Source organism: Bacillus sp. DX4.1, assembly GCF_030348195.1.
Taxonomy (GTDB): domain Bacteria; phylum Bacillota; class Bacilli; order Bacillales; family Bacillaceae_G; genus Bacillus_A.
Genome location: NZ_JAUCFT010000008.1, coordinates 4,658,597 through 4,677,430, shown reverse-complemented (window position 1 = coordinate 4,677,430; position 18,834 = coordinate 4,658,597). Strand labels below are relative to the sequence as shown.

Genomic DNA, 18,834 nt, shown 5'->3' with positions numbered 1-18,834 from the left:
AAAACAAAGAAAGAAAACGAGTGCAGGTCACCTTTTGTTATCCATAGCCGCGGCTATATGTCGAAAAATCAAAATGGATATATACCGACCGCTTCTGAGAATATATCGGCATTTCGACAAGGTATATCGACCGTTCGACAATATACGATATCACACCAGTTTCTATACACCAAGTAGTTCTTTCAGTTCATCTGTTGATAGTTCTGTCATCCAACGGTCACTTGTGATAATCGCGTTGTTGAGCGATTGTTTTCGCTCTAGCATTTCATCGATTTTTTCCTCAAGTGTTCCTGTTGTAATGAGTTTATGAACGTGTACAAATCGCTTTTGTCCGATGCGATGTGCACGGTCTGTCGCTTGGTTTTCTACAGCCGGATTCCACCAGCGGTCATAATGAATGACGTGGTTTGCTGCGGTTAGGTTTAGACCTGTTCCGCCGGCCTTTAATGACAGGATGAAAATATCGTACGTTCCGTTTTGGAATTGCTCAATCATCTTGTCACGCTCTTTCTTCGGTACACTACCATTTAAGAAGAGAACACGCTGTCCAAACTTCTCTTCTAATATGGTTTTTAGCATATTCCCCATTCCAATATACTGCGTGAAAATGAGGCAGCTTTCATTTTGATCTTTTATATTTTCAATGAGATCCACTAATGTTTGTGTCTTCATGGATCGCTGCACGACATCTTTCGGTGTTGTCTCCTTTAAATAAAGGGCGGGGTGATTACAAATTTGTTTTAGCTTACCCAGCATTAGTAAAATAAATCCGCGTCGTTCAATTCCCGTTAATCCTTTAATATTTTGCAATGTATCTTGCACCATTTGTTCGTATAGTGACGCTTGCTCACCTGTTAGCGGACAGTATGCCTTTTGTTCTTGTTTGTCCGGTAAGTTTAATGCGACTGTTTGATCCTGCTTTGTACGGCGCAGTAAGAATGGTGAAATGAACCGCTGCACTTGCTGGATTTTTGCTTCGTCGCGATCCTTTTCAATCGGCGTTACGAAGCGGCGCTGAAACTGTGATAAGTTTCCGAGATAGCCGTGGTTCAGGAAGTCGAAAATGGACCATAGCTCTGATAAACGGTTTTCCATTGGCGTACCCGTCAAGGCGATTTTGTGATTTGCTCGCAAGTTGCGGACGGCCCGTGATTGTTTCGTATGCGGGTTCTTAATATTCTGCGCCTCATCTAGAATAATCGAATCCCAGCACTGTGTACTCAGTTCTTCTTCATCAAGCTGTGCAAGTGCATATGATGTTAACACAACATCTGTATCCTGGAGAAAGTCTTTAAATGTCTCGCCTTTGGAACGATTGCTTCCATAGTGCAATTGAACGCGTAAGCTCGGTGCAAAGCGCTCAAATTCCTTTTGCCAGTTCCCAAGAACAGATGTAGGTGCCACGATTAATGCCGGCCCTGTTTGCAGCTGGTTTTCTTTTGTGTATAGCAAGTAAGTGATTGTTTGAATGCTCTTTCCGAGCCCCATGTCATCTGCTAATAGTGCCCCAAACCCGAGCTCTCGTAAATATAAAAGCCACTCCACACCTTGTTCTTGATACGGACGAAGTGTGGCTTGCAAGGAAGTTGGCACGGAAACCTTTGGAATGTCTCCGATATGTATCAATTTCTGAAAGAGCTCGTCGTAATAATCATCTAGCTCGATTTCAATGTCTGAAAATGGATTGTCTTCCTGGATGATTTCTGTTTCTGCCGTGTTTGATAAGTGTTGCTGCAGAACGTCCTTCATTTCGAGACCGTATTTATCAGCGCGCTTCATTAGCTTTTTCACTTCTTCAATAAAGGCAGGGTCAAGTCGCATCCATTGACCGTTCAAACGGAAGAGTCGTTTATTTTGTTCTACGAGATCGAAAAATTCTTTTTCTGATAGGTCAATCCCATTGGTTGATACACGCCAGTCAAAATCGACAAGGGTGTTCATGCCAAAGAAGGCCTGCGTCTGGTTTGTACTTTGCTTCAAATGGACACGTAGCTTCGGTTTGGAAGCTTTTAAATTTTGCCACCAAGATGGTAGTAAAATAGAAACGCCAGCCGCGAGTAACTCGTTACTTGCCTCTGTTAAAAAGTTCCATGCTTCCGTTTCGTAGAGTTCATCCCGGAATTGGTCAGCTTCTCGTAACCACGGTACGAGTTTGCCAAAACCTTCTTGAGCTTCGATAATGCGCTGTTCATGACTTTGCCATCGCTTTGGTAATGAATCGGTACCATCGTACACATATGTTCGATGTGCACCACGTTTCGTTGTTGCAATGGTCTCGAGCTTCCACATCTCAAATTCATCTTGTGGTTCTTGCAGGCGAAGGCCGATTGTAAACGGAAGGTCGTCTTCTATATAACCAATTTTTCGCAGCCAATCCTCTTCGTGCATCGCTGTTTCCAGCTGTCTTTTCGTAAAGTCATAATGCTCATATAATCGTTTTGCATCGTTCCATGCATCACTTGAACGGGCATCTTGGCGAATTGTTTCATTGATGGCATCTGAGAAGAGATTTGCCATCGTCTCATCTTCATTTGGAACACCTGTAACTTTCCACGATGGATATTCGCTCCAATGTTTCATATCAGGTAAAAAGTTTCCGTCTACATAAGCATCCCATAATTCTTTTGCGTTTGGCGTGAGTGCAGTAATGGGACCATTCATTTGTAATTTAGCAAAGGAGTTCATCGGTTTTTTGGCAATATACTCAAACGCTTGAATATTTGTCAGCATAATGCCGATTCGCTCTTCTACGGTACCTTCTTTCAAAAAGGTACCGTAGAAGGATGTAGAATGCCATGTGAAGGCATTGCGCTTCCAATCCTCTACAGGTAAGGGTGATCCAGTTTCATCTTCCGCCCAAAGAAACCAACCTGTACTTATGTGCTGGAGTCGAATGGTTACTTCAGTTTGTATGGTCATCGATTAACTTTCCTTTCCGCAGTTCTTCCTGCAATGCCCGCAGGCGTGAATGCAGGCTTGCAATTTGTACAATGAAAACGTCCCATTCATCCGTTTTCTTCAATTTTTTATAGAGCATTCGTAATTTTTTTAAGTAACGAACCGCGCGGCGATAGGATTTTCGATTTCTTTCTTCAATCGCTTGCACCGCGGCGAGATGATAGAGCGGAAGTGCTGCTTCAGGTACTTCTTTTTCGATTTCTTTTAGCGGTTCTTTTAATAACTCAATTGCTTCGAATCCGTGCAGAAGGTGAAGTTCCGTCCACGTATGATATTGTTTTTTTGCTAATACGTATTGTTCATAGCTTGTGAAGCTGTATGGCAACAGTTCTTGCAGGATCATTTCAAGGCCTGCCTGCTCATTTGTGTGCGTCGCATATGTTTCATACATCATGACAAATAAACGGACGATGTCTTTTACAAAAATGGCATCTTTCGTATCTGTCATCGTTTCTTTCACTTGTTTATATGTGAAAGAAAGCCATTTTTTGGCACGCTCCCATTGCATTGTGCTCAGCAAATCTTCCAGCCAGTCAAAATAGAGTCCAACGACCTGCGCAGGCTGTTTTTCGAGTAAGCGCATTGCAGCGTTATCTTCTTGTTGTAGGAAGAGAAGATGTGAGGATGCTAATGCTTTTGAGAGCGGATGGATCTTCGATTCAATTTGTTTCTCTTCTTCTTGTAGCCAAGCCGGTTCTGTTAGTAATTCACCCCATAGGTGCCGATAAATAAAGAATCGCTCCTGTGCAAATGTATCGGTTGAGAAGAAAATGTTATGCACCATACGTGCAGTTTCTTGTAAAATCGGTTTACACTCAGCTGGAATCGACTCTGATTTTAAATCGCGTACGAGTGATTCTACTTTATCGACGAAAAGCCGAACAACGTTAATGGGTTGGTGATAGGAATAGATTTTCTTCGTCTCAAAAGTTTGAATTTCTTCTAATAATTTCTGAAAGCAAAAGAGTGCTCCGTGCAATTTAAATAGCTCATGAATCGCGACAATACGCGGTGCTTTGCGTTCTATTTTCATATAAAAATCCGTGAAGATGCTCATTAGAAAATACATTTGTTTATACGAAAGCCGCGCTTGTTCCTTTTGAAAAGAGTCATATTCAGATTTGAAATACGAGTGCCAACTTTTATAGTCCGTCTCTTCAAATGAGGAAGCTTGTAATACTTGCCGTGCCGTTCGGATTGGAGGGAGAGATGGTTTCGTTTTGTTTTTAAATAATGTTAAAACATCTCCCACTTGCCCGAAGCTAGAAGCTGCAGACAATAATACAGCGAGCATATGCTCACACTGCGTTGGCGCAAAACAATCGCAATAGCTTTCTGAGACATTACGAATGGGAATATGGACGCTATACACATTTCCGCTCGAGTCGACGGTTCCTGATAATGTATAACCGTCGAAATCAACGTTATAGACGAAACCACTGCGGTATAACTGCCGAGCGGTAGCGACATGCTCTTGATCGGCTGCTTGCTGCGGATCAAGCCCCTGTACAAATTCGTTGGCGATCATCATAATTTCATCTTTCGTAATTGAATGTTGCAGCATAATTTTCCTCCGTACAAAAGATTTCTTTCCTTTACCATTATAAACAAAAAGCATACAAAACAGAAAAAATGAATTTCTGAGGATGTATCCCTCTATTCGCGGGCTGTAATATCCCCACCTCAAATTTCTGCAGAAAGCAAAGAAGTTAGGTGGGGGATAAAGAAACCCTCACTGATTAAAGGTTCGCTTTATTACAGTTCCTGCGGATGGGAAATTGGTCTAACGCACTAACATGAAAAAAACTATCTCTTTTAGGAAGAGGTAGTTTTTTTCTGTAATATCGCTTGTACGTAGGGATCTTGTAGAATTCCCTCAATTAACGGAAGCATTTCATCTTTAAAGGGGAGATCAATCGGAAATGGCTTTTGGGAACCTGGCTTGACACCATATTGTACAAGTTTATATTGCACGTGTTCACCGCGCTGTAGTGCGATCAGTTTATAGCGTTTATCATCATGTTCGAGTGAAAAATCAATGGCAATCGCATCGTATGCTACGTCGTCTTTGTATATGTAAGGTTTGGGTGTGCCAATCCAGTCTACTTTTGCGTTTATATTCATTATATGGCCTCCTTTATTGTTCTATTATAGAAAAATAAAAACCAGCTCTCAATAGATGAGAACTGGCTTCACTTTTTAGCAACAATAGCATTATTTTAAAATTTTCACTTTTACGGATTTACGTCCCCAGTTGTCAGCAGCTGAATCAGAACCAACTAGAACGTCGATACGGTTTCCTTTAATTGCACCGCCAGTGTCACCAGCGATTGCTTCTCCATATCCTTCTACCCATACTTTTGATCCAAGTGGAATCACTTTCGGGTCAACAGCAATCATCTTCATGTTCGGGTTTGCTGTTAGGTCATGACCCATTGCAGTTAATACACGGCCACCATATGTGCCACCGTTTTCGCTTGGATGAGCTGTATATGCTGTAGCTACAACTGTTAACTCACGGCCACCTGAAGGTGTGTTCGTTGTTGCTGCTTTTACAGCAGGCTTAGCTGCTGGTTGCGCTTGTGCCTGACCTTTAGCTGGTGCTTCAGCTTTAGCAGGAGCCGGCGTTTCTTGTTTTTCAATAACAGGTGCTGTACCTGTTAAGAAAGGAACATAAACGTAAGCCGTTTTTCCGTTATATTCGAATTGTAACCAACCGTTTTGTACTTGATTTGTTGTTTCGATGATATCATCTTTTTTCAACGTACCAAAAATTTCTGAGTTTGTGTTTGCTTCAGCACGTACGTTTAATACGTTTGTTGTTACATAATAGATGCTTTTTGTAAATTCTGAGCTTACGAATGCGTCTTTACCGTCTAATTTAACTTGTAACCATCCGTTTTGTGTATTTGTAACATCTAATTTATTACCATTTAGTAATTTTCCTACAACTTGTGATTCAGTAGTTGGGTTTTCGCGTACATTTAATACGTCTGTTGTGACAATAGTTTCTGCTTGTGCAGAAGATGTGAAAATCCCAAGACCAAAAACTGCTGCTGTTGCTATACCAATTAGTTTTTTCATGAATAGCCTCCATATGCTTTTGTTTTCGTGCCCTCATTATAGCAACACTTTTTTCGCGGATTTGGGAAATCACATAATTACAAACCATTCGTAATAAGACATTAATACTTTGTAATATAAACAGGGATGAAAGAAAGCGGTTTTCTAGCTAATGCCCTAGGTAGTTTAAAAGACATTTTTCTCTTTTTTAACACGTACAGTTTTTTTCAATAGAGATACTAATGTTTCTGTAATGTTACAAAATGTTTACTGAAGTATTGCATTCCTTGAGTATTATGTCTATTTATGTCTAAAATAGTTATATAAACATAAATATTTTGTTCATTCATTCACAAAGAAATGCTATATCCCAACAAAATAACCGCATAAATGTTACAAAAAGAAAGGATCGTAATGAACAAATTTGTCCTTTTTATAACTGTAACGCACCATTTTTTTTGAAAAAATCTACTTTCCACCCGCATTTATCTCACATTAATATTCCTACCTCAAAGTCCGGCAGGAAGTAAAGAGGTTAGGTGGGAGATAAACTGCCCCTAAAAGCCCGATTCGTTCAGCTAATGATTAGTAGGGGATGAAGAAAACCCCCACTGATCAAAGTTTCACTTTATCCGATTCATCATATTGGAATTTAATTAATTTCACAAAAAAAAGAAACCTATAAAGGGGGATTTGATGAGAAAACTGACAAGAACATTTATCGTCTCATTAGCATTATGTATGACATTTACAATTTGGGGGATTATTCCCGAATCTATAATGGGAAAAGGTAGTTTAGGCAATGTAACGACTGCGATTCAAACCGTGTTAGTTAGTAAGTTCGGTTGGTTCTATATTATTTCTGTTTCGATTTTCTTAGGAATTACGATCTTTTTAATCGTTTCAAAGTATGGTTCGATCCGTTTAGGAAAAGATGATGATGAACCAGATTATAGTTATATGACATGGTTTGCTATGCTATTTAGTGCGGGTATGGGAATCGGTTTGGTGTTCTGGGGCGTTGCGGAACCGTTAAATCATTTATACACGCCGCCGTTCGGAGAAAGCGCAACGGAAGAGAGTGCGCGCCTTGCACTTCGTTTTTCATTCTTCCACTGGGGATTACACCCATGGGGCTTATATGCACTTGTTGCACTGTGTATCGCATATTTTACATTCCGAAAAGGAAAGCCAAGTACAATTAGTGCGACAGTTGGTTCTCTATTTAAGAGTGGCGAGAATGGACGTATTGCACGTACGTTTGATGTACTAGCTGTATTTGCGACGGTATTTGGTGTTGCCACTTCTTTAGGGCTAGGAGCACAACAAATTGCAGGTGGCATCAGCTACTTAACGGCAATTCCAAACTCATTTACAACGCAGCTCATTATTATTGCAATCGTAACGGTTCTATATATGTTATCGGCGCAAACAGGATTAGATAAAGGAATTAAGTATTTAAGTAATGCGAATATTATATTGGCCTTTGCACTTATGGGTATTGTATTATTTGCTGGTCCAACAAACTTTATTATGAATTATTTCACTTCGACAATTGGCTCGTATATTCAAGAATTGCCAAGCATGAGCTTCCGCTTAAGTCCGTTAGATAAAGGTGGGAACCAGTGGATCCAGTCATGGACAATTTTCTACTGGGCATGGTGGATTGCATGGTCACCATTTGTTGGTACATTCATTGCCCGTGTTTCAAAAGGGCGTACCATTCGTGAGTTTGTAATCGGTGTATTACTTGTTCCAACGCTGATCGGTGCGCTTTGGTTTTCTGTATTTGGTGGAACAGGTATTCATATGGAGCTATTTGAGGGTGCAAATATTTATGGTCAAATTAAAGAAATGGGTACAGAAGTTGGTCTGTTTGCTGTATTACATGAAATGGGTAGTATTGGCCCAGTTTTATCTGTTCTGGCGATTCTACTGATTTCAACATTCTTCATTACATCAGCAGACTCTGCGACATTTGTTCTTGGTATGTTAACGACAAATGGGAGTTTAAACCCACCAAATCGTATTAAATTAGTTTGGGGTATTGTACTGGCTGCATTAGCATCCACTCTACTATATGTCGGTGGATTAACAGCGCTGCAAACAGCTTCGATTATTGCAGCCTTTCCGTTTATATTTGTTATCTTCTTTATGGTTGTTTCGTTATTTCAAGAATTGAAAAAGGAAGGTCGTCATCCCGATCATCATAAAGCGAAACTTTAATTAGTAGGGGTATTACTGCCTGCAAATAGCGGGATAAATAATAATAGAAGAAACGAGCTGATTTTGAATCAGCTCGTTTTTTTGTACGTGTATTGTCCTAGAATGTCGAACCATTGATATATCCTCAATATATTGTCAAAACCAATCCATATTTTTGACAAAAAATTGTCGGAAATGTGTTGTCACTTTTCCGTATATGTGTTATATTATTTCCTGTAAGCGATTTCAAACTGAGTTTTAAGCGTATCAAGGGGGACATCTAGAATAATGAAGCGTTACGAAAGAAAGTGGAAGCATATTTGTTTGAAACGTGTGGCACATCGTAATGTGCAAGAAAACACGGAACCAAAAACTGAGAAATATACAGAACAACAAGACAAGCAGTTGGTTTTACAAAAATAGCAGTCACTTTTTCGTATATAAATGAAAGTAACTCGTTCGTTGGGGGATGGACGTGAAATAGCTTTCGACTAAGGGGTATTGTCAGATATATATTTCAAGATAAAAAATAAGCACAGAGCATACGGCGCTCTGTGCTTATTTTTTATACTTAACAGTACTACGATAGAAGTTTCCTTCTTCAAGCATGTGCCGGGCATGGGAGGGGATGAATGGTGGTCGTGGACAGCACGAAGTTTTTATTTCCTTTTTTTGCAACCTAGTGTACGCTAGTGATAGGAATAGAAGCGAACATATATTCTTATTCGTGGCTGTAGGGCAAGGGTGAATTATCATTTAATAAATAAATCATTAGCTTCCTAGGGTATTCGATGTTTGCCATTGCTGCTAATGTGTCCATAATGATAACACCTTCATTATGGGCTGGAATCAGAATATCCACGCTTGGATAATGATCTAATGTGCGATTTCTTAGCTTTCGATTTCGATGAACAAGGCCAGCAATTGTTAGGAAGGAATAATAGATGAGTAATCCTGAAAATAAAAAAGCAGTTCCAAAGGCGTTTGCCGATGGAATAGAGGGGTTGTGCCATCAGGAAACTGTGTCAACTCCACTCGTGTTAAGCATCTATTGAAGATGATGATACACAAGAAACCCCCACTTAAGGAGATAAGTGGGGGAGTTTTTATAAGAACATCATACCAGCAACGGCTGCGTTTAAGAAGTTTGCTAGCGTACCTGCTAGTACTGCTTTAACTCCCAATTGTGCAATCTGTTTACGGCGTGAAGGAGCGAGTGTTCCTGTTACACCTAACTGGATTGCGATAGAAGAGAAGTTTGCGAAACCGCAGATTGCAAATGTTAAAATCATATTTGTTTTATCTGAGAAATCTGCCATGTGTGGTCCTAAGTTTGCATACGCAACGAATTCGTTGATTGCAAGCTTTTGTCCAATGAAGCCAGCTGCTTGTACTGCTTCGTTTGGTGACACACCAATTAAGATGGCAAATGGAGATAATAGATAACCAAGAATTAAATCCAGGCTAAGCTTAATGTGGAACCAAGATCCAACCCATCCTAGAAGGCCGTTTAGTACGGCAATTAATGCGATGAATGCCATTAGCATTGCTGCAACGTTGATAACGAGCTGAATTCCTTCAGATGCTCCGCGTGCTGCTGCATCAATGACGTTTGCATCTTCACGCTCTGTAGAAAGCGTTACATCATTATTTACTTTTTCTGTTTCTGGCATAATTAGTTTTGCGATTAATAAGCTTGATGGAGCTGCCATAATGGCTGCTGCTAATAAATGCTCCAGCGGAATTCCCATTGCTGCATAACCGACAAGAACCGATCCAGCAACGGCTGTCATACCGCTCACCATAATTGCGAAGAATTCACTATTTGTTAAACGTGTTAAGTAAGGTTTGATTAAAATTGGTGCCTCTGTTTGACCTAAGAAAACAGTTGTTACAGCATTTAAACTTTCTGCTTTAGAAGTACCAAGAAGTTTGCTTAGTGCACCACCGACGATACTGATAAACCATTGCATAATACCGAAATAATATAAAATTGCTACTAATGAACTAATAAATACAATTGGAAGTAGTGCTTGAATAACAAAAACAAATCCCCAAGGACCTTTTGCGTTTACTAAATCACCAGCAACGAATCGAATCCCCTCATAAGAAAAATTGATTAGGCTTTGAACACCGTTAGAGGCATATTTTAAACCAGTTTTTCCGGCATCCCATCGTAAAACGACGAATGAAAAAGCCATTTGTAGTGCTAGCGCAATTGAAATTGTGCGCCAATTAATAGCTTTGCGGTTGGAAGATAGTAGAAAAGCAATTGCTAAAATTCCAAGCACGCCGCCAATTCCCCATAAAACATTCATGCAGTATAATCTCCTCTCTCATCGTACAGAAGTATATATAGTAGATGTATATACTTCCATGAAAATAACATCTTAAGTAACGTATCACACCAGACATCGGAGGTCAAACATCTACAAAAAAGTTAAAATAAAAAGAAAATTTAACAAAAAAGCACATATCTATCCTAAAATAATGAAATTTGTTACGATTTTCGAAAAAACACATGATTATTACGGCGTTATAGCATATTTGAGCGAAATATAGTGTATGAAATAAAGAAAAAGCCAAACATTATTCGGAGTATATAAATCCATTTTGATTTTTCGACATATAAGCCGCGACTATGGATAACAAAAGGTGACCTACACCCGTTTTCTCTCTCTGTTTTCACTTGGCATGGGGCAGGAAAAGGATCTGACCGCTTCTATGCATGAATGGATGCTCTCTCCCACCTAAAAAGAAAGGTTTTATTTCGGTTTTTTAATATAGTCTGTGCGGGAATGGTTTACAATCTATGAAAATAGAAAAAGAGTCTTCTAGTAATCTAGAAGACTCTTAAACTATAACTTAAGGAGCTTTTGTGTAACCTAAGAAGTGGCTGCTCCAATAAGAGTTACTTAATGAAGCTACTTTTACGCCATTGTCGCCAGCTTGAATAAATGATCCGCCACCAAGGTAGATACCCATGTGAGAAGGACCAGCTTTATAAGTGTTTTGGAAATAGATTAAGTCGCCTGGTTGTGGATTTGAAGTTTTTTGGAAGCTGCTCCAATATCCTGCTACACTTTGACGGCTAATATTGTGACCAAATTTGTTAAATACGTGGAAAATATAACCACTACAGTCAACACCGTTAGCAGAAGTGCCGCCCCATACATATGGTACGCCTGCCATCGATTTTGCATATTCAAGTAGAGATGATGTATTACCACTGTTGTTATTATTGTTATTGTTATTGTTGTTGTTGTTGTTGTTGTTGTTGTTGCCCGGTTGGCTAGGTTTATTTTCTTGAATACCACCAACTGGTGTTTTAGATAGGAAACGAGTTCCTACATAACCGGTACGACCGTTATAGTTAATTTTGCTCCATCCGTAATGCTCAGATAGAACTTGTACTTTTTGACCTTGTGGAAGAGCACCAATTACACTGTAATTCGTACCTTCGCCACTACGTACGTTTAATGCAGCTGCATTAATGTAGTAGTCGCCAACAACCGTTGGTGGCTTTTGTTCTTGTCCTTGGTCTGGTTGCTCAGGTGTAGTTGGTTTCGCTGTGCCACCTTTTACGAACTTCACAAATTCGCTGTTTACATAGCCAGTTTTTCCGTGGTGATTAATTTTGAACCAACCATTTTCAACGCCAGTTACGTCTAATGTTTGGCCATTTAATACGCCGCCAATAACACTATGATAAGAAGCTGGACCTGTACGAACGCGTAAAGATGTTGTATTTACAACATATGTACCGCCAGTTTGAACCGTTACATTATCATTATTATTATTAGGTTGTTCTTGATTTTGATTTTGATTCTGTTCGTTGCCTTGAACAACATCTGTATTAGAACCGCCTTTTGTTAAGTAGTCCTTGCTAACGTAAGCTGTTTGTCCTGCATAGTTGATTTTAAACCAATCTTGAACTTCGCCTACAACTTTTACAACTTGTCCTTTATGAACAGAACCTAAAGTAGTATGAGAAGTGCTAGGGCCTGTACGAACACGAAGGGAAGATACATTTACTGTATAGTTTCCGCTTGCAGGTTGAGTAACTGTATTGTTGTTGTTGTTATTTGTAGAACCAGCATTTGAAGAATTACCAGATACAAATTGCCCGCTAACGTAACCAGTTTGTCCGTTATGGTTAATTTTGTACCAGCCGTTTTCTTCTCCGATAATTTGTAGTGCTTGACCTTCATACACGCGTCCCATAATAGAACTAGAAGTATTTGGGCTTGTACGAACACGCAATACGTCAGCGGTTACTTTTTTGTTTCCGCTTGTGCTTACTTGTGTACCATTCTTTGCGACAAATTCGCCACTAACGTAACCAGTTTGTCCTTTATGGTTAATTTTGAACCAACCATTTTCTTCTCCAATTACGTTTAATTTTTGACCCTCATATACGCGAGAGATAATGTCATGAGAAGTGCTAGAGCCTGTGCGAACGTGTAATACGTCAGCAGTTACTGTGTAATCTGAATTGTTTTGTGGGGCTGCTTGAACAGTTTGTGTAACAGGTGGTTGAGCGTTTTCGTTAGCTGCTGCATGAACGGTATCCAATGTAGGAGCTGCTCCTCCTGCTACAGACACTGCCGCGAGACCGGCAAGGTATTTTTTCATTTTTGTCGATTCCTTTCTGTCTGTAATTAAAGTGATGAAATATTTACCAACTGTTAAAAATTTTAAGGTGCTTGTCGATTGATGTCAAGGCTTATGAAGGAATCCGAATATGACAAAAAGGATACAAAAAAAATTAAGGTGCGAAATACCACCTTGATTTTTAATGAAAATACATATATTAAAAGTTGATAGGGCATGAATGTCCGTTTTAAGAAGATGTTCAAAAAATCCGATCAAGATTGTCATCCTATTTCTTCGTTTTTTTGCCACTCCGGTACTCATGTAGTTCAATCTACACTCCGTATCTTCCTGGCTTCTGCGTCTCGAACCGCTCGGCTCTCTTTACCCCGCTATTTGTGGGCAGTAATTCAAAATTCGGCAGGAAGTCAAGAAATTAGGTGGGGATAAACTGCCCGTAAAAGCCCGATTGGTAAAGGATAATGATTAGTGGGCGATGAAGAAAACCCCCACTAATCAAAGTTTCACTTTATCCTCCTTTATGAACACGTACTTTAAGGAAAAGGGATGTGAGAAGTAGAAAAACTTTGGACAAACGTTTTTTGTAGTAATTTGGTGATAGGACCGACTTGACCATTTTGAATAGCTGTTCCATCCAGGTGTGTCATAGGCAGGATTTCCAAAGTTGTTCCTGTAAAAAAGCATTCGTCCGCACTGTAAACATCACGAATACTGAACAATTCCTCCTGTAAGGGAATCTGCAGTGTTTTGGCTAAAGATAGAATGTACTGCCGAATAATACCGTTTAAGATTAAGTGATTGGCAGGGTGTGTATAGAGTACGCCATTTTTTACAAGGAAGAAGTTAGAGTGGCTGCCTTCTGTAACGATTCCGTTACGAACAAGGAGCGCTTCTTTACATCCTTTTCGTTCTGCTTTTGTATGGGCTAACACATTCGGCAATAAGTTAAGGGATTTAATATCACAACGAAGCCAGCGTACATCAGGCTCTGATATTGCACGAACGCCATATTCAATCCATAAAGCAGGGCGTTCCTTTATCACAACATAGGCATAGATTGTTGGGGTTGCATCAAAAGAGAATGCGTGTGCACGAGCTTGAACACCTCGAGAAACTTGTAAGTAGACAATTCCATCCTCTTGAAAGTTATTGTTTTCAAGCAATTTGTAGAGCAATGTAATGAGTTGTGCTTTAGAGAAGGGTAATGTTAATTCTATTTCATCCATTGAGCGGTATAGCCTTGTTAGATGAGGATCTAATAGGTGGAATGCCCCTTTATAGATGCGGATTACTTCGTATATGCCGTCTCCAAATTGTAAACCACGCTCTTCTAATTGTATGTACGGTTGATTTTTATTTGTATCAATAATTGCGTCATTCCATAATATGAACCGTTCGTATGCCATTTTACTTCCCGTCCCTTCTCGATTTTATCCCGCATTAACGTGCAGTAATACCCCCACCTCAAGATTCTAAGGAAATCAAAGAAGATAGGTGAAGGATAAACTGCTGGTAAAGGCCCGATTGGTGAGGGCTAATAATCAGTGGGAGATGAAGAAAACTCCCACTGATTAAAGTTTCACTTTATCCCGCACTAACAGTAACAGGGCAAAGGTCGTCCTCCTTATAGTTTTAAAAAGTAAATCTAAAACAAGCTGTCCGTAAGAGTCCAGGGTGCTCAACTAATCATCAGAAAGCTGCTTAATTGATAGAGATTTTACTGTATTTCGCATATACAAATTCGTAAGTGGGAAATGAGAATCCTGCTTTTGTACATAAAAAAAAGCAACATTCATATAGAATGTTGCATAAGGAGGGTAGCTTGTTGCATAGGGATATTGCCCTGGTATAGCCTAGAAATATAAACACCAAACTGACTCGGCTCTACTCAGACAATGGATGCTGCTTTTCAGCAACATCAGAAAGCTAGTTACACAAATGGTACTGTCATCCCAAAGGGGACTTTCCACAAAATCGTGAAATGATAAGTAGGGGATGAACAGAACATTGTTTACAAGGTTTATTATAGAGAAGTTTCGTGAATTTCTTGTAAAAATTTGGTGAAGATTGTGTAATTTTATCCCGCCATTTGCAGGTAATAATCCCTTCATCTTAAAATTTGGTAGGAAATCAAGAAGTTAGTTAGATGGGGGATGAAGACCCTACTAATCCAAGTTTCACTTTATTGCTAAACGTAGATGGAATAGACAAAAAAAAGCGCTGAGATTACTCAGCGCTTTTTTTGTCTTCTTTAATCTTTGTTTTTACTTGACCCGTTTTAATTTTGTTACTTTCAGAGAAGCGAAGTAAATCTCCTTCAATGAGTTTATCAGACATGCGTAGTTCATTTTGTGCACGATCAATCATTGCTTGTGCTTCTTCTTTTGGTACCTCTACTACTTCACCAGTTGTGCGGTTGTAGAAGGTGCTGTTTGTATACATATATTTGTCTGTTACAAAGCTTCCATCGCGAAGGACAACGAATCCTTTATTATCTGGTGAGAATACATCGTGACCAAAATGAATGTCATTGCTTGAATCAACACCAAGTAAGTTTAGAATTGTTGGTTTAATATCAATTTCACCAGTTGGTTTTGAAATTGTTTGTCCTTCTGTTTGACCAGGAACGTGAATGAACATTGGTGTACGTTGTAAGTTCATATGATCAAATGTAGTAATTTCTTCTTTTCCTAAGAACTGTGCCATCGCACGGTTATGATTTTCAGAAATACCATAATGGTCACCGTAGAAGACGATGACAGAATTATCATAAAGACCTTCTGCTTTCAGACGTTCGATGAAGTTTTTTATCGCTTCGTCTAAGTAACGTGCTGTTACCATGTAATCGTCAAATACGCGATCACCGGAGTTGTAAGGTTCAATTAATTTTGTGCTATCGTCGTACGTAAATGGATAGTGGTTGGTTAAGCTAAGAAAGCGTGAATAGAATGGTTGTTTCACTTCTTTTAGCATATCCACTGATTGATTAAAGTACTCGATATCTTTTAATCCCCAGTTTAATTTTGTTTCTGGTGTAATTTTGTAGTCAAGTTCGTTATAGTAACGATCGTAACCAAGTGCAGGATACATAATGTTACGGTTCCAGAATGTTGCGTTGTTTGCATGGAATACAGATGTGTAATACCCTTGCTGACGCAGAATTTCTGGTGTTGCCGTATATTCGTTGTTACCGTGTGTAAAGAATACAGCACCGCGGTCTAATGGATATAGGGATGTATCTACTAAGAATTCAGCATCCGATGTTTTTCCTTGACCTGTTTGGTGGAAAAAGTTCTCGAAGTAATAGCTTTCTTTTGCAAATTGGTTTAAGAATGGTGTTACTTCTTGACCGTTTACAGTTGCACCAATTAAGAATGTTTGCAGTGATTCAAGAGAAACGACAATTACGTTTTTCCCTTTTGCAGTGCCGAACATATTTGGATCTGGCTTGCTTTGTATTGTTTTTACATAGTTTTCTGTTTCTTGTAATTTACTACCATCAGCAAAAGCCTTTTGTGAACTTGATTTTGCTTGTAAGCCAAGATCATATACTTGGTGTGTGTATAAACCTAAGTTTTTCACGAGCATTACGCGGTCAAATGAGCGTGTTAATAGTTCTGGGCGCTCTGTCTCTGCAAGACCTAAGTTTGCGAAGAAAACTGCTACTGTTGCTACGAAATATAGGGAACGCATTGGACGTGACACACGTTCTGTTTTTGCAAAGTTTTTCTTTTTCTTTAATAGAATAGAAAAGATAACAATATCAGCAAATGCAACGATGATTTTGTAATTAAGTAGTTCTTTCACACTGGATCCTAGCTGTCCAAAGTTGGATGTTTGCCCAAGTACCGGTAAAGTAACGAAGTCATTGTAGAATCCGTAGAACATTACGTTACCGACAAGAACGATTGTTAAAACAAAATCAATTCCAAGTGCTATATAGTTACGTTTCTTCCCTTTTGCAAATAATGCTAGCCCCACTAGAAGTAAAGATGCTGCTAATGGACTAATAAATAAGATAAACTCTTGCATGAAAGATTCAAGTTTTAAATCAAAGCTCGTGCGTGTAATAATGTAAGTTTTTAGCCATACGGCTAAAGCAACGAACAAAGTAAAGCGCACATTTGCAAATTGTGACTTTAAAGATTCCTTCATTCATTTCCACCCTTTCTATATCAGGCTTGGTCGATTTTTGAGCGAAAAATGCTAAAATAAAAAATACATAGTTTTCTTTGCCATGAGTAGAATTTTTTATATCTCCCATATACGACTTTAACTATGCATACCCTTTTGTTTTCCTGCCATGTCTTTTGTTGCTTATAAGCATAACGTCATTTTTGTATTATACAACAAAATTCACTTCTTAGGAATACTATAACATTTTACAGTTTTTGTATTTTTTCAATGTTGTTGACAAGGAAAACTTTAACATTGGTTTATATGCTCGTCAACTAGAAAATATAACAAAGATAAGAGAGAATTTTAAGAGAAATAGAACATTTCATATTGAGAAATATGAAATTATGAGAGTGGAAAATGTTTGCGAACACTTGTTCCTTTGTTTGTTGTCTGTTACAATAGACTTTCATAGATGGGCTATGTGTATATTTGATGAACTGTATAGGGACCACGTAAATCTTTTCTTTTTGAAGATACATCTACCTTTCTCGTAAACGAAGAACATAAAACAAGGGGGCTTTTACATGGAACGAAAGTTTTCAGTCGAAGCGTTTTGGAATAAAGTGAAACATGTGGCAAAACAAGCAGGACAATCCGTTATTTATGCGAGCTTATTGCTGCTTTATGTGTTGCAAAGACCGGATGTTCCAAAGCGTGTAAAAGCGACAATTATTGGGGCGCTTGCTTATTTTATTGCTCCAATTGATGCGATTCCTGATTTTATAGCTGGCATTGGTTATACAGATGATTTAGGTGCGTTAACAGCTGCACTTCTGCAAGCATCAATGTATGTAAATGAAGATGTAAAAGAAAAAGCACGGATGAAATTAGCAGGTTGGTTTGGTTCTGATATAGACACATCGTTTATCGATCAAAAATTAGATCAATAAGTGAAAACTGCTGAAATTGGCAGGGGAAACACAAGCAAGGAAGTGGACTATGCCATCAGGAAAAACCCATACAAAAATAAACCTACTTTCTCTTCCGATTGTTTTGTTTATGCTTGTTTCGTATGGACTAACAAATTTTGATTTTTTGCTTGCTTTTGCAATTGGCTTTTTAGCCGGTACGTTTTTTTTAACACCCGATTTGGATATTCATAGTTCAGCCTATAATAAATGGGGCTTGCTACGTATTTTTTGGTATCCGTATCAAACTGTAATGCCGCATCGTTCTGTGTTAACGCATACGATTATTCTTGGTGATTTGCTGCGTATTCTGTACATGCTTATTGTCTTTTCTCCGTTTCTATACATCTTAAATAAAACGGTATTAGACGGACAGCTACTGGCGATTGCCAAGGAGCATGATGTTGCTCTAGCGACATTTGTTATTGGTGTCATCGCTGCAAGTGCGTTACATATTTTGGCGGATCGATTGAATACGCGCCGAAAAAGGCTTATGCGAAGAAAGAAAAAAAGAAGAAGAAGGTAGAGCGCTTGCATATTGCAAGTGCTTTTTTTGTACCATGCTGAGCAGGTAGTGAGGCGTTTAATCAAACGTTTGTTTAAGACGAAATGTGTAGTGTTGATAAGCCTTTCTCACAATTAATCAAACGTTTGTTTAAAAAATGAAAAAGAAATTAAATCGCTTTTTTTCCTATATAAATGTCTTTTGATAGAATCTTTCTTTGACCTCTATTACATGGGGTGTTCCGAAAATTAAGATTGTAATAGTATAAGACCTTAATGGGCAGTAATGTATGCAGTCAACCTGTAGTATGTTATCACGCTCCAATCTTGATAAAAAAGATAGTTTTGGATTAAAGAACACTTAATTTAACGAAAAAATGAGAAAATTCGTCAAAAACATCTT

At 38.8% G+C, this 18,834-nt stretch carries 12 protein-coding genes and 1 pseudogene; 4 read left to right on the top strand and 9 right to left on the bottom strand.

Annotated features, from left to right (window positions below):
- Positions 1-162: 162 nt before the first annotated feature.
- From QUF99_RS26855 to QUF99_RS26840, 4 genes are all read right to left on the bottom strand, one after another.
- Positions 163-2,919 carry a DEAD/DEAH box helicase gene (locus QUF99_RS26855; RefSeq protein WP_289374160.1) on the bottom strand — a complete coding sequence of 919 codons (2,757 nt, stop codon included), beginning with the start codon at positions 2,917-2,919 and terminating at the stop codon, positions 163-165.
- Positions 2,903-4,522 carry an SWIM zinc finger family protein gene (locus tag QUF99_RS26850; protein WP_289374159.1) on the bottom strand — a complete coding sequence of 540 codons (1,620 nt, stop codon included), beginning with the start codon at positions 4,520-4,522 and terminating at the stop codon, positions 2,903-2,905. The genes QUF99_RS26855 and QUF99_RS26850 overlap by 17 nt, the downstream gene beginning before the upstream one ends.
- 251 nt (positions 4,523-4,773) lie before the next feature.
- Positions 4,774-5,082 (bottom strand): DUF3910 family protein, encoded by a 309-nt coding sequence (locus tag QUF99_RS26845; RefSeq protein ID WP_289374157.1) that lies wholly within the window; start codon positions 5,080-5,082, stop codon positions 4,774-4,776.
- 90 nt (positions 5,083-5,172) lie between these two features.
- Positions 5,173-6,042, bottom strand: a complete 870-nt coding sequence (locus QUF99_RS26840; protein WP_289374155.1) for a cell wall-binding protein EntA — start codon at positions 6,040-6,042, stop codon at positions 5,173-5,175.
- Positions 6,043-6,717: 675 nt separating this feature from the next.
- Between QUF99_RS26840 and opuD the strand changes: the two genes are divergently transcribed.
- Together opuD and QUF99_RS26830 are read left to right on the top strand one after the other, a co-directional pair.
- Positions 6,718-8,247, top strand: coding sequence for a glycine betaine transporter OpuD (opuD, locus tag QUF99_RS26835; protein ID WP_289374154.1), 1,530 nt, complete (start codon positions 6,718-6,720; stop codon positions 8,245-8,247).
- A gap of 267 nt (positions 8,248-8,514) precedes the next feature.
- A complete protein-coding gene (locus QUF99_RS26830; RefSeq protein ID WP_286122731.1) occupies positions 8,515-8,649 on the top strand; it encodes a hypothetical protein in 135 nt (44 codons plus the stop codon).
- 322 nt (positions 8,650-8,971) lie between these two features.
- On the opposite strand, the pseudogene QUF99_RS26825 reads toward QUF99_RS26830, so the two are convergent.
- The 5 genes and pseudogenes from QUF99_RS26825 to QUF99_RS26805 form a co-directional block, all read right to left on the bottom strand.
- A pseudogene (locus tag QUF99_RS26825) lies at positions 8,972-9,223 on the bottom strand (glycosyltransferase family 2 protein); the annotation flags it as partial.
- 109 nt (positions 9,224-9,332) lie between these two features.
- On the bottom strand, positions 9,333-10,544 hold the full coding sequence (locus tag QUF99_RS26820) for a NupC/NupG family nucleoside CNT transporter (protein ID WP_289374153.1): 1,212 nt from the start codon (positions 10,542-10,544) through the stop codon (positions 9,333-9,335).
- Positions 10,545-11,091: 547 nt separating this feature from the next.
- Positions 11,092-12,861 (bottom strand): C40 family peptidase, encoded by a 1,770-nt coding sequence (locus QUF99_RS26815; protein ID WP_289374152.1) that lies wholly within the window; start codon positions 12,859-12,861, stop codon positions 11,092-11,094.
- Between the two features lie 512 nt (positions 12,862-13,373).
- On the bottom strand, positions 13,374-14,246 hold the full coding sequence (locus QUF99_RS26810; protein WP_289374151.1) for a D-amino-acid transaminase: 873 nt from the start codon (positions 14,244-14,246) through the stop codon (positions 13,374-13,376).
- A gap of 820 nt (positions 14,247-15,066) precedes the next feature.
- On the bottom strand, positions 15,067-16,995 hold the full coding sequence (locus tag QUF99_RS26805; protein WP_289374149.1) for an LTA synthase family protein: 1,929 nt from the start codon (positions 16,993-16,995) through the stop codon (positions 15,067-15,069).
- A gap of 548 nt (positions 16,996-17,543) precedes the next feature.
- Here QUF99_RS26805 and QUF99_RS26800 point away from each other — a divergent pair.
- Positions 17,544-17,909, top strand: a complete 366-nt coding sequence (locus QUF99_RS26800; RefSeq protein WP_289374148.1) for a YkvA family protein — start codon at positions 17,544-17,546, stop codon at positions 17,907-17,909.
- A gap of 49 nt (positions 17,910-17,958) precedes the next feature.
- The gene (locus QUF99_RS26795; protein ID WP_289374145.1) at positions 17,959-18,453 is read left to right on the top strand and encodes a metal-binding protein; all 495 of its coding nucleotides are present in this window, start codon (positions 17,959-17,961) and stop codon (positions 18,451-18,453) included.
- Positions 18,454-18,834 lie beyond the last annotated feature (381 nt).